Below are 13,573 nucleotides of genomic sequence, written 5' to 3'. Positions count from 1 at the left end.
CTGTGCGTTTCCGCTACATCAGAATGTCGCTCACTTCCGTCGTGTTGTCTGCCCAGCCTTTCATTATTACGGCAGGCGAGTGCGTGGCAAGTATTATCTGCACGTTGGGGTTCAGCTGCAGGATAAGCTCGATGAGCCTTCCCTGCCAGTCGATGTGCAGGCTCACTTCCGGCTCATCGAGAAACAGCACATGCGGTTCGTTGTCTTGCACGAGCACGGTGAGCAGTATTATGAGCATCTGTTTCTCGCCGCTCGACAACTGTTGCGGGAAGAGCCGTTCGCCCATCTGTTCGAAACGTATCTCGTTTTCAGTGCGTATTATTGTCTTTCCCGTTTCAGAAAACAGGTCGTCTATCATGTTTTGAAACGTCTGTTTGGGCATTGACAGCCTTTGTGCCTTCTCCGCGGCATCGGGAGTTCCGCTCTGCAATGCAGCGATTATGCGGTTGCCGATGTTCACCTGATAGTCAAGATATTTGCGTTGCAGGTTGAACAACTGCCAGTCCAGTTCTGTTGCAAGACTGATGTCCAGCTTGTTCAGCATTTCCGAGTTCATCACGGGGCGGTCGAACGAGCGTATCACGTCGTAGCGTATCCACCTGGCATCATCGGGGAACACCCTCAGATGCACCCCTTTGAGCATGTGGCTCGGAAACTCGCCTCCGGCAGCCAGTCCTTTCACCACCTTGTTTATAATGGTGCTCTTGCCGGCACCGTTCACACCGCTGAGTATGTTCACCCGCCTGTCGAGGTTCCAAACGACGTGCCGTCTGCCGCTCCACAGCGATTCAATCTCTATCTGCTCAATGTATTCCGCGTATTTCATGATGCACAATTATTATGTTAATGCAAAAACAATGCAAGCCGAACGCAATCAAACTTGTTTGTAATTGCTGAGGCGCAGCTTGTTTTATGTAAAGACAATGCAAGCCGAACGCAATCAAACCTGTTTGCAATTGCTGAGGCGCAGCTTGTTTTATGCAAAGACAATGCAAGCCGAACGCAATCAAACCTGTTTGTAATTGCTGAGGCGCAGGTTGTCTTATGCAAAGATAGTGTTTTTTTCCGAATGAACGGTGAAGATATATCAGGAAGAATTCTTTTAGTTTCAAGTCGGGCGCGGAGAGCTGTCCGGCACCCTTGATACCGCATTTTCGGATGCGTTGCAGTACCGTTGGCAGGTATAAAAACACTCCCCAAGACACAGCCTGATAACTATCTGGCAATCAGGATGATATCTTTTACGTTCCAAAAGGTGGCATTTCAGGCTCCAAAAGGGCACCTTTTACAATGCTAAAGGTGCCCTTTTGGAAGGCAAAAGACCACCTCTTGGAAACGGAGGAACCACAGGAGATATGCCCAAATATGGAAAAACGATGAAAAATCTTTATTCTTCATTCTTCATTCTTCATTCCTTTTAGTACTTTTGCAGCCGTAAAACAACGCGTTTTTATGGTATTTAAATACGACTTTCTGATTATCGGCGCAGGAGTTGCCGGTATGAGTTACGCCCTGAAAATTGCAAGAGCGCATAAAGGTAAGGTGTGTATAATATGCAAGACCACGCTCGATGAGGCCAACACATATTTTGCACAGGGAGGCGTTGCCTCGGTGACAAACACAAAAATCGACAATTTCGACAAGCACATCGAAGACACGATGATTGCCGGCGACTACATAAGCGACCGCCGTGCAGTGGAACAGGTGGTGAGAAACGCTCCCGGACAGATAGCCGAACTGGTGGAGTGGGGAGTGAACTTCGACCGTAAGGCCGACGGTTCGTTCGACCTGCACCGTGAAGGCGGGCACTCTGAGTTCCGCATATTGCACCATGCCGACGATACCGGAGCCGAGATACAGCGCGGACTGATGCACGCCGTGCGCAGCAATCCCGATATAGAGATAAAGGAAAACCACTTTGCCGTGGAGATTATAACGCAGCATCATCTGGGCATAACGGTGACGCGCCGTACTCCCGACATAGAATGCTACGGGGCATACGTGCTCAATCCCGACACGCAGAAGGTGGACACCTATCTTAGCAAGGTGACGCTGATGTGCACCGGCGGATGCGGTGCCGTGTACCAGACGACGACAAATCCGGTCATTGCCACCGGCGACGGCGAAGCCATGGTATATCGTGCCAAGGGTACGGTGCAGGACATGGAGTTCGTACAGTTTCACCCTACGGCGCTCTATCATCCCGGTGAGACACACCCCGCATATCTCATTACCGAGGCGATGCGCGGCTACGGAGGCATATTGCGCCTGCCCACGGGCGAGACGTTCATGGAGAAATACGACGAACGCTTGTCTCTCGCGCCGCGCGACATCGTTGCGCGTGCCATCGACAAGGAGATGAAGATACACGGAATAGACCATGTTTGCCTCGACGTTACGCACAAAGACGCGGAGGAGACGAAGCACCATTTCCCTAACATATACCAGAAGTGTCTCTCCATAGGCATCGACATAACAAAGGAATACATACCCGTGCGACCGGCGGCCCACTACATGTGCGGCGGCATAAAGGTGGACCTTGACGGATGTTCGAGCATAAAGCGGCTGTATGCCATAGGCGAGTGCTCGTGCACGGGACTGCATGGCGGCAATCGTCTGGCAAGCAACTCGCTCATAGAGGCTGTTGTATATGCCGACACGGCGGCAAGGCACAGTATGGCGCATGTGGACGAATACGACTTCAACACGGCGGTGCCCGAGTGGAACGATGAGGGCACGATGACCAACGAGGAGCAGGTTCTCATCACACAAAGTCTGAAAGAAGTTGGGCAGATAATGAGCAACTACGTGGGCATTGTGCGCAGCGACCTGCGTCTGAAGCGCGCCTGGGACCGCCTTGATCTGCTTTACGAGGAGACAGAAGCGCTTTTCAAGCGCGTAAAGGCAAACCGCGACATCTGCGAGTTGCGCAACGTAATAAACGTGGGATACCTCATCACGCGTCAGGCAATAGAGCGCAAGGAGTGCCGCGGACTGCATTTCACCACCGATTATGCACATCATGCGTACGATGAGAATTAAGAATTAAGAGGTAAGAATTAAGAATTTGCCGGTGAGGTTCTCCCAAAAACGTATAAGCCATATAAGTCTTATAGGTCTTATTTAGTCTATAGGGGCTATAACTTACGGCTTGTTGGTTGATATATTGCCAAAAGACATGCCATCAAATTCCTAATTCTTACCTCTTATCTCTTAATTCTTACATCTTAATTCTTAATTAAACAAGATAGTATGATAAAAGACAACAAACCCCTCATAGCCCACATCTGCCTGTTCTGCGCCTGCGCCTTTTGGGGACTTATGGCTCCGCTTGGCAAGGACGCCATGACACACGGACTGACCGGAATAGACATGGTGACATTCCGCGTGACAGGTGGTGCCGTGCTGTTTTGGATAACATCACTGTTTACGAAAAAGGAACATGTGCCGGCAAAAGACCTCCTGTTGTTTGTAGGGGCTGCCGTCTTGGGACTTGTCACAAACCAGTGTTGCTACACGATAGGACTAAGCATCACGTCGCCGATAAATGCCAGCATCGTGACAACGTCCATGCCCATATTCGCAATGATATTGGCGGCTCTCATACTGAAAGAGCCTATCACGGGAAAGAAAGCTGGAGGTGTGGCTATGGGATGCTGCGGCGCCATAATACTGATTGTTACCAGTGCGGCATCGGCAAATGCCAAGGTGGGTGACATACGCGGCGACCTGCTGTGCATGGGTGCCCAGCTGTCGTTTGCCCTGTATCTGTCGCTCTTCAGCGGTCTTATAAAGCGTTACTCGGTGTTCACCGTCAACAAGTGGATGTTTACCTATGCAACGCTGCTCATACTTCCGTTTTCATGGGGGAATGTGGCAGCTATCGACTTTGCCGCCGTACCGGTGAAGACTTGGCTTGAAACCGGCTTTGTGGTGTTTTTCGGCACATACATAAGCTATATACTCATGATGGTGGGACAGCACACACTGCGTCCTACGGTGGTGAGCATCTACAACTACGTGCAACCTCTTGTGTCGGTAACGGTAAGCATACTTACCGGCATCGGCGTGTTCAAACTCAGTCAGGGACTTGCCGTGCTGCTGGTGTTCGGAGGAGTATGGCTTGTCACAAAGTCAAAGTCGCGTGGAGATATGGAAAGACTCAAGGCAGGGAAGTGACATGCCCTTATGGGCTTTTGTAATAACATGAAATAAAGGGACGGGACGTGTATTGTTATCGGTCATGTCAGCCTGTAAAAATAATAATATGGAAGAAATCAGAACATTTGCAGACAGTATTTTCGAACTTATCGGAGTGTCGGGCACCACGGCAAACATCGCCTCATACGTGCTTATGGTGATCATCGTGTCGGCGTTGTCGTGGTTGGCAGGGTATATATGCCGCAGGGTGCTCATGCCTATGGTGCTGCGTTTGACAGCCCATACGGACGTGAAATGGGACGACAAGGTGTTCAACCGTACGGTATTGGCATCTGCATGCCGGATTGTTCCGGCAATAGTTATATGGCAGCTGCTGCCCCTCGTGTTCAGTGAAAGCCTGTTCCTGAATGAGTTTCTGAAACGTGCCACGGCGATATACATCACCGTAATGTCCGTTCGCACAATGATAGTGCTTGTAGACTCGATAAAGGATATTGAAAGCGAGAAATACGTTTCCATGCAGCAATACCTGCGTTCGTTCTGCGGCGTCTTCAAGATTGTACTGGTGTTTGTAGCCGTGATAATAGTTGTCGCCATACTTATAGACAAAAGTCCGTTAAGACTTTTTGCCGGACTGGGCGCCACCTCAGCCATTCTGATGCTTGTGTTCAAGGACACCATAGAGGGACTTGTGGCGGGAATACGTCTCACAAGCAACGACATGTTGCACAAGGGCGACTGGATAACGGTGCCCTCTACCAGTGCCAACGGCACCGTGGAGGAAATGACGTTGACAACGGTCAAGATACGTAACTTCGACAACACCATTGTCACCGTCAGCCCGCAGACACTTGTCAACGGCTCGTTCCAAAACTGGGTTGGCATGCAGCAAAGTGCCGGAAGGCGCGTCACGCGTACCTTATATTATAATATACACACTATAAAGGTGGCGGACGAGAATCTTAAAGGTAACCTTATAAAACACGGTTTCTTCACCGAAGAGGAGCTGAAAGGCGAACATGTGAACATGACTCTTTGTTGCCGATACATGGAGAAGTTCCTTTCCATGCAACCGGAAGTCAACACCTCCATGCAATTTATGGTGCGACAACTTGAACCGACCACAACCGGACTGCCCGTAGAGTTCTACTTCTTCCTGACCGAAAAGGAGTGGATACCATACGAACACCAACTTGCGGATATAATGAACCGTATATATGCCATGATTCCCGAGTTTGGATTAAAAATATATCAGCGTTATCCGAAAATCTGAAAAACCGTCTCCCTTGTTGAAAAAGACCGTCGTATGTACTTCACACCGTTGTGAAACGTTGTGTCCATCGGCTTTCTTGTTTATTTGATTAGGGATATTTATTACCTTAACTGACATTTACAGGGGAGTGAATAAAGTGTATATTTACATCTTGTTAGCTATTTTTAACTATTTGATATTAAGCTAATAAGAACATAATATGTAATTTTGCACCCGGTTTTTAAGTAATAAATAAGTAATATATTAATGATTAATCAAATAATCAAGTAATAGGTTCAAGATGAAAAAAAGTTACTTTTTAGGATTGGCTATGCTCCTCGGCGTGACGGTTGCGGGGCATGCGCAGGTGCAAATTGCAACATTTGAAGACTTAAAAAAAGTTGGCGATACTTTTGCCAATGCTCGTGAGGCAAATAGTAAATTGGCTACAGCAAACGAAGCGCTTAATGCTGCTAAGAAAGAGTTGGAGGCAGCAAATGGTGAACTTACTGCAGCAAACAACGAACTTAATACAGCGAAGACAGATCTTGCTGCGGCAAAAAGTGAGCAGTCTTCGGCAAGTACTGCTCTTAGTACAGCAAAAAACACTTTGGCTACAGCTGAAATGAATAAGAATTCTGTACAAAGAAAGTATGATGCAGCAAAGACTAATCTTGATAATGCAAAAGCAAAACTGGAACAATTAACAGAACAACTTAACGAGATTAAAACAAACGGAACAGATACAAAGGTATTATTCGGTCTTGAAGAAAAACAAAAGTACATTGATTTTCTTGAAGCAATAGAAAATGGATCTGAAGTTAAGACTATTTATTATAGTGTTAGTATATTAGGTAGATTTTCTTTTAGCGTATCAAGTAGGTCTGGTTTTAATCCAGTTACTTCTCAAGACTATTTAACAGTATTAGGAAATGCTATTTCAGGGAAAACAGTAACATCTGTAAGCTATTGGTATAATTACAAAGAAGGTTCAGATCCAACGGAAAAAAGCGAAAGTAAAACGGCAAGTATCGCAGCATCAAGTACAGCAGATGCTCTGTTAGGTGCATTTTTTGGGGTTATAGGTTCTTTTGAAGGTACAGAAAAAACAGTAAAAACAGTAAATGATGCCGATGTTGCAGTTGCACAAGAAAAAGTTGATACCCAACAGGATGTCGTTAATGAAAAGCAAACTGAATTTGATAATGCCAATTTGGATTTAAAAGATGCAACAACGGTGGTCAATAGTGCACAAAAAACAGTTAATGACGCACAGACTGCATACGAAACAGCTTCTGCGGCTGTTACTACTGCGGAAGGAACTGTTACTACTGCTCAGGGTAAAGTGACAGCAGCAAATGAAAAAATTACAGCGGCAAACACTAAGATTGCAGAACAAGAAAGCGAAATAGAGAAAATCAATGCTTCGATAAATGAAGTAAACAACTATAAGAATCTTTCCATTACAAATAACATCACTGTTACAGACGCATCCTTTACATTGGGTGACTGGGGAAATGACTATGAAATAACCGGTAATGGTAATGTCATAACTTATCCTGCAGGTGCAAGTGGAAATCTGGTTGGCAGCAACAGAGGCTACATCAGTAACATTGGTGTTGTGAACGGCAAAATAGCCAGAACAAATAACAACAGCATAAAGATTGGCTTTGAGACAACAGACCAGAGGACTTATGATTTGTATGATGCGGCAGGTACACACTCAACAGCTCCGATAAGTGGAGAGTTAGGATATAGAGTTCGCAACTATTTTGGACTTACAATCAATTCTGATGGAACATTCGGAACACTTGATAAGAAAGCAGACAATAACATTGTGTACAAGGTAGAGTGGACAAAGGCAAATACAAAGACAGCATCGACATTTTATGCAAACGTAAATGGAGGAGATTTGTCTTACAATCCTGCTGCAAACAAAAAGAACGCTTTTGTTTATGTACAGGATACAGACATAGAGGCTGAAGCATTTACCACAGGAAACAACATCGTTGTGAATGGCATTTGCCGTAATGCGGTGTTTGTTGACGATGCTGCTGAGGGTGATGACGGCTGGGTATACATTCCGTATGCGTTCACCGCTAAAGAACTGACATACGAGCGTACATTTGGTGCCAAGGCTCTTGCTACAGTTTGTCTGCCTTTTGAAGTTCCTTCAAGCAACTTCGAGTCAATGGGTCTGGAAAAGATAATGCAGTTCAGCAATGTAGAGACAGCAACAAACACATATTGGTTCCAGTATCAGGAAGGATCCATGAGGGCTAATGAACCTTATGTTCTGAAATTTAAGAACAACGGAGAGAATATTCCCAACGGTGGAAAAGTATTCCAGGCACTTACAGATATAAATGTCGCTGCAACAGGCAGTATCGACCGCTATGAGGTAGCTCCTTCAAGACCGGGTACAGGTGCTGAGTTCCTTGGAGTATTTGTATCTACAAACGCAAGCATGTTGGCTCGTGGAGGCTATAAACTGTACGGTTTCGGAGATGGCGTTTTCCGTCCGATGAAAATATCAGAGTCTGTTAAGTGCCAGGCATTCAGAACTTACGTGAAGACTCCTGAGGCAAACAGTCTCGCACCAGAGGCTAGCTTTACAATCGGTGAGCTTGACGAAATGGGCAATGTAGTAAACAATGGCGGCACAACAGGTGTCAACACAGTTGTGGCAGACGCTAACACATTCAGCGTGAAGGGTGGCAACGGTGCTATCATCGTTACAACAGGCAAGGCACAGAAAGTTAGCATTTACACTGTAGGAGGTAGTCTTGTAAAGGCATCTAATGTCGAGGCTGGAACAGAGACTATACCTGTAGGAGTTGGAGTGTACATCGTAAACGGAAAGAAAGTTGTTGTTAAATAATAATTTAGTATTAAAGACATATCATGAATAAGAAAAAATATATTAAACCGGAAGTGGCTGTCGTAAAGATTGACCTTGAGTCAACATTAATGCAGATGTCACAGAACAAAGACGGTTATGAAGGTGGAAATCCTGATACAAAGGATGAATGGGAAGGTGGCTTCGAAACGAAAGAGAACAACAACAGTGGTGAAATCTGGGGTGACGAATGGTAAATATATATTTATAAAAGCATAAACAAGAGTTCCGGCATCTGCGCTTATATAGCGTGGATGCCGGAACTCTTTTTATACTATACTACTTTTTAAACACGACATTCTCGGACAGATAACAGGCATAACAAAGTTTTTATCAATTAGTTCGTATTTAGGTTATGTCCTGTAATATTAAATTTGTGGCAGTTGATTGTAATGTGTAGTAACAAGATAAAGATACTACGGGCGGCAAAGAGCTTCGCAGACACGGTCCTGAAAGTTCCGTCCGGACGAAGAATGCCTTATGCCCATGTTTATTATGGAGAAACACAGAACGTGCCCGTTGGCTGCGGTGCAGTATCCCGCCAGTGCGCTTACACCTGTCACGGTGCCCGTCTTCGCTTTTACATTCTCATGTGCATATCCACGGCGCATGCGCTTGGAAAGAGTGCCGTCCACTCCGGCTATGGGCATGGTAGGCAGAAGATTTTCATATATGCTTTTATTTGCATAAGCATGGCGCAGGAATTGAATTTCCAGGTGTGGCGAGACGTAGTTGTATAGTGATAGTCCGCTGCCGTCTGCGATATAATAATGCGAAGGTTTTAATCCGAATTTCGTAATGAGACGGTTTACAGCCTGTCTGCCATGTCGGGCAGAAGTTACGCGTGAAGTGCTTGCATCTGCTGCCAGTTGATAGAACATGGACTCTGCATAAAGGTTGTCGCTCCTTTTCATCATACGTTTCATAATATCGCATAACAGCCTTTCCTTACGGCATATCTCATGTGTTCCGTATGGCGTATGATCTTCTTTCATTTCACCGTCTATGTATATACCTGCCTTTTCAAGTCTTGCCTTAAAATATTGCACAAACTCGTCTTTCCTGTTTATAAGCAACGGGGAGAGCACGGGATTGTCATCGTCCCAGCACCAGCCCTCGCCAAGACGGTCTTTGTCTTTCATCGTTACATCCGCATAGATGTCACCCCTTATAGTGTCGATACCAAGTTGCTTCACGGCTTCGACAAACATATCCATGTCCGAGTTGTTGAAAGCCGGATCGAAACCACCTTTGCAATAAACATCTCCGGTGAGTGTAGTACTGTCTATATCGCCTTTATAATGTAATGATGTTGTATACTTATATGAACTGCCAAGGCGGTCAAGGGCTGTCACGGCTACAATCATCTTCAGAGTGCTTGCCGGTCGCATGAGCTGGCGTTCATTATAAGTATATATCGTAGAGTCGGCTGTCAGGTCATAAATCTCCATTCCTACAGTCGACGTAGTGAATATGCTGCTTTCCATCAATTTGTCGATACGTGCCCGTATGTTCTGCGGCCATGGCAGTTCATGTTTCTCTTCTATATACTTCGTAGTATCTTCGACAAGCGTATCCGCCTCTTCATAATCTTCCACCGCTTTTATTTCCTGTGCCTCTACTCTGATGAAAGAAAATATGAATGCGAGTCCGAAAACAACTGTTGTTATCCCGTGTCTGTAAAGTACATTATTTATCATGCTTACAAAATTAAGCATTTTATTCCATAAAACTGACAAGATGCACATATAAAGAGTTCCGGCACCCATGCTATAAGCAAGGATGCCGGAATTATTTTATTCTATGAATAACTGTGGATGATTACCACTCACTGTCCCAAATACTGCCGCTATTGTCTTCTTTTCCTTCAAGTTCATGACCAGGTTCTTGAATGTCCGGATTACCACCTGCCTGCCCCGGTCTGTTCGGATCTGTCTGTGAGAAATCCATAAATGGAGACTCTATCTTAACTTCAACAACGTTTATTGTCGGTTTTATATATTCTTTCTTGTTCATAATAGATAGATCTTACTTTATTATTTAACAACTACTTTCTTGCCATTCACGATATACATTCCGGATGCTACAGGAATTGAAGTTGAACCAGCCTCAACAGTTGCGGTCTTTACAAGGCTACCGCCTACAGTATAGATATTCACTTTCTGTGACTTATCTGCCGTAATGTTTATTGTGTTATTACCACCCTTAACATTAAAGCTATTTGTATCCGCACCTGTTACTGTATCAAGACCTGTTGTGTTGCCACCTTCCACTACATTACCATTCTCATCCAACAAACCGATACGGAATTCTTTTGACTGTGCAGGGTTGCCTGTTATTGCTGCTCTTACATAAGTTCTAAAAGCCTTACAGTTAGTATCTGTAGCCATAGGACGGAATACACCACCAGAAAAGCCGTACAGTTTGTATTGACTTACAGGAGCTAATACACTGGCATTTGTCGCTGCATAAAGTCCGAGGAATTCTGCACCTGCACCCTGCTTCGAAGGAGTTACGGCATAAAGATCTTTGCTACCGGTTGCAGATATTTCCTTATTTTCAAGAGATGCAAATACTTTTCCGTCTGTTGCAGAAGGTTTATTACCATTAAATTTCAGTACATAAGGCTCATTTGCCGCCATTGTTCCGCTTTGATACATAAACCAATATGTATTTGTGTTAACGTCAACATCATTAAACTGCATTATCTTTTCAATTCCAAGGGCATTGTACTCTGTTGCAGTCAAAGAGAAAGGCAGACAAACAGTTGCCATATCTGTTGCAGAGAAAGCACGGTCATAAGAAAGTTTTACAGCTGTAAATCCTGTTGGAATGAACAGAGCATCATCATCTGCTTCAGATGTTGCATCTTCAAGAACAGCATTTGCACATTTACCATTTACGACAATATTTTTTCCGTTAGTGAATGCTGTAGCTTCAATGTCTGTATCCTGCACATATACAAAAGTATTTTTCTTGACTTTTACCGGATTATAAGATAAATTACCGTTTACTACATTTGTATAGAAATTTGTCTGTACTTTAGACTTGGCATCAGTATATTGTGCTTTATATACTATGTTTTCTGGAGTTTTCTTATCAAGAGTTCCAAAAGTTCCGTCTTCATTTATTGAAAGACCAAAAGCACTGCGAAGGCTATAACCTAATTCTTGATTCAATACGTTTGTCGTACGTGTGCCATTTGAATCATAAATATTGTATGAACTCTTATTTGTTGTTTCAAAACTTGTTGCTATACGTCCTACATTTGTAGCAGCAATTGCACCATTCTCTACACCTATGTTTGTTATAACACCTCCATTCTGGTTAAATAATACTTCAGAAGCCGATGTAGAGGGGTATATTATTTTATAGCCATTTCCATTGAAGACATAGCCACTTCCAAAATTAGCAAATTTAAAGCCACTTTCCTCTATGGTTATATTATTTAATAAACTTATAGTTTTCAATTCACCGATAGCATCAAGTGCTGAATTATAATTATCTAATTGAGTAAGAAGTGTCTCTTGCTTTTTTACCAATTCTACATATTTAGGATTAGGCTCGGAGGGATAATAACTTTCCGTTATCTTCTCAATCGCATCCAATGCCATGTAAAGAATGTCTTCATAATCAAAAGTACGTGGGCTTCTTCTCTCATTTATGGTCTGTTCTACTTTGTTCTTGTCTAAATAAAGAACACTTACAGTTGAAATCCCCCTTGTCGCACCTGCTGACTTAATTTTTTCTTCTGTCCAAGTGGTCATAATATTAGAAGTAGTAACTTCATCATATCCATCTTTTCGTTTAGTACTTATAGTTAATACAGATCCTTCAATCTTATAATATAAGCTTATTACTTCACTGCTTTCTGTATCATAGGCTGTAAAGAAATCATTTAATTGTTTTTTTCATCCTGAGCTACATAAACAGGAGTTTCAGACATCGTTTCTTTTTCTGTTGTCGCAAGTTCTGCATTAATAGAAGTCAATTGTCTATTGATAGAAGATATTTTTGTTTCAGCTTCTGTAGCTTTATCAAAAACATCTTTAACATTCTTCAATTGCTCCCATGTACTAATTTCAGGAGATAAATTTGTTGTTTCCTGCGCATGCCCCGCAACCGTCACGCCGAGGAGCATAGCTAATCCTAAAAAGTAACTTTTTTTCATCTTGAACCTATTACTTGATTATTTGTTTTGGGATATAAATATGTTTTATGTAAATGCCTGTTTAATATGTTCATACGTTTATTTGCTTTTAATAATAAATGTCCATAAGAAAGAGAATTAAAAAAGCATAGCTTTACGCCCCATAACCCATAGCTTTATGAGGCATAAAGCTATGGGTTATTATCGTTATTCCTTAAACCGTGAAATTATGTTTAGCATTTACTTGGATAAATGATGTTTAACTTGCAGATTGCTTTATTTAACTTTCCCCTGACATTTATAAAATCCAAAAGACTGTATATTTGCACTCGGCGGAGAAGGGTTACGCCACATGCTCATCTATTAATTTTAAAAGAAAAGGGAAAATATGAAAAAGAAAAGCTTTACATCTGTTGCCTGTCTGTTGCTGTCAGGCTCTATGCTGGTATCGTGTGTAGGTTCGTTCAGACTGTTCAACAAACTGGCGACATGGAACAAACAGGCTACCGGAAACAAGTTTCTTAACGAACTGATTTTTATTCTTATTTCTCCTGCCTATGCCGTTTGCGGTGTGGCAGATGTGTTGGTGCTTAATACAATAGAATTTTGGAGCGGCAAGAATCCGGTGAGGGCTGATATCGGAAAGACACGTCAGGTGGAAGGGTCGGACGGACTGATGTATGCCGTCAAGACGCTGGAAGACGGATATGAGATAACGTCTCCCGATGGTAAGATTAGCTACTTCAGGTATGATAAGAAGACAGATACGTGGTCGGTCGAAGGAAACGGCGTCAGCAGGGAACTTTTCAAATTTAACGAAGACGGAACCATACATGCGTATCTTCCGGACGGACGTTCGATGGATGTCAGCCGCGACGGTGCCGGAGTATACACCCTGCGCATGGCGGTGAACTGCGGCACGTGCTATGCCATGTGGCAATAAAGAACCGGGCGGCGGTACATTGATGCCGCCACTGATATGAACAGTTTTCCAAGAGGTGCCCTTTTACATTCCAAAAGGGCACCTCTTGGCTTCCGAAAGGCGGCATATCAGGACCCGAAATGCCACCTTTTAGAAGCCAAAAGGTATCATCTTGATTTTCAGCTTGTT

General features: G+C 43.8%; 11 protein-coding genes. 6 read left to right on the top strand and 5 right to left on the bottom strand.

The window, feature by feature from the left end:
• Window positions 1–13: 13 nt before the first annotated feature.
• The gene (locus HPS54_RS04915) at window positions 14–829 is read right to left on the bottom strand and encodes an AAA family ATPase (protein ID WP_172344392.1); all 816 of its coding nucleotides are present in this window, start codon (window positions 827–829) and stop codon (window positions 14–16) included.
• 623 nt (window positions 830–1,452) lie between these two features.
• Between HPS54_RS04915 and nadB the strand changes: the two genes are divergently transcribed.
• From nadB to HPS54_RS04890, 5 genes are all read left to right on the top strand, one after another.
• Window positions 1,453–3,042 carry an L-aspartate oxidase gene (gene nadB / locus HPS54_RS04910; RefSeq protein WP_172344350.1) on the top strand — a complete coding sequence of 530 codons (1,590 nt, stop codon included), beginning with the start codon at window positions 1,453–1,455 and terminating at the stop codon, window positions 3,040–3,042.
• Between the two features lie 210 nt (window positions 3,043–3,252).
• On the top strand, window positions 3,253–4,179 hold the full coding sequence (locus HPS54_RS04905; RefSeq protein ID WP_172344349.1) for a DMT family transporter: 927 nt from the start codon (window positions 3,253–3,255) through the stop codon (window positions 4,177–4,179).
• 88 nt (window positions 4,180–4,267) lie between these two features.
• Window positions 4,268–5,434 (top strand): mechanosensitive ion channel domain-containing protein, encoded by a 1,167-nt coding sequence (locus tag HPS54_RS04900; protein ID WP_172344348.1) that lies wholly within the window; start codon window positions 4,268–4,270, stop codon window positions 5,432–5,434.
• 280 nt (window positions 5,435–5,714) lie between these two features.
• Complete coding sequence (locus HPS54_RS04895; protein ID WP_172344347.1) at window positions 5,715–8,294, top strand: hypothetical protein; 2,580 nt, start codon at window positions 5,715–5,717, stop codon at window positions 8,292–8,294.
• 23 nt (window positions 8,295–8,317) lie between these two features.
• The gene (locus HPS54_RS04890; RefSeq protein WP_172344346.1) at window positions 8,318–8,509 is read left to right on the top strand and encodes a hypothetical protein; all 192 of its coding nucleotides are present in this window, start codon (window positions 8,318–8,320) and stop codon (window positions 8,507–8,509) included.
• A gap of 219 nt (window positions 8,510–8,728) precedes the next feature.
• Here HPS54_RS04890 and dacB read toward each other — a convergent pair whose 3' ends face one another.
• The 4 genes from dacB to HPS54_RS04870 all read right to left on the bottom strand — a co-directional run bounded on the left by dacB (window position 8,729) and on the right by HPS54_RS04870 (window position 12,483).
• Window positions 8,729–10,012, bottom strand: a complete 1,284-nt coding sequence (dacB, locus tag HPS54_RS04885; protein ID WP_172344345.1) for a D-alanyl-D-alanine carboxypeptidase/D-alanyl-D-alanine endopeptidase — start codon at window positions 10,010–10,012, stop codon at window positions 8,729–8,731.
• 121 nt (window positions 10,013–10,133) lie between these two features.
• Entirely contained in the window at window positions 10,134–10,328 is a 195-nt protein-coding gene (locus HPS54_RS04880; protein WP_172344344.1) for a hypothetical protein, read from the bottom strand.
• A 20-nt stretch (window positions 10,329–10,348) separates the two neighbouring features.
• The gene (locus HPS54_RS04875; protein WP_172344343.1) at window positions 10,349–12,079 is read right to left on the bottom strand and encodes a hypothetical protein; all 1,731 of its coding nucleotides are present in this window, start codon (window positions 12,077–12,079) and stop codon (window positions 10,349–10,351) included.
• Window positions 12,080–12,210: 131 nt separating this feature from the next.
• A complete protein-coding gene (locus tag HPS54_RS04870; protein WP_172344342.1) occupies window positions 12,211–12,483 on the bottom strand; it encodes a hypothetical protein in 273 nt (90 codons plus the stop codon).
• Window positions 12,484–12,850: 367 nt separating this feature from the next.
• Between HPS54_RS04870 and HPS54_RS04865 the strand changes: the two genes are divergently transcribed.
• A complete protein-coding gene (locus HPS54_RS04865) occupies window positions 12,851–13,405 on the top strand; it encodes a DUF3332 domain-containing protein (RefSeq protein ID WP_172344341.1) in 555 nt (184 codons plus the stop codon).
• The last annotated feature ends 168 nt before the right edge of the window (window positions 13,406–13,573 follow it).

Origin of the sequence: Xylanibacter caecicola, from assembly GCF_013166515.1 — a bacterium.
In the GTDB taxonomy this organism is placed as follows: Bacteria; Bacteroidota; Bacteroidia; order Bacteroidales; family Bacteroidaceae; genus Prevotella; species Prevotella caecicola.
Note: the sequence above shows the minus strand (reverse complement) of the source record. Positions and strands in the feature narration are given on the sequence as shown.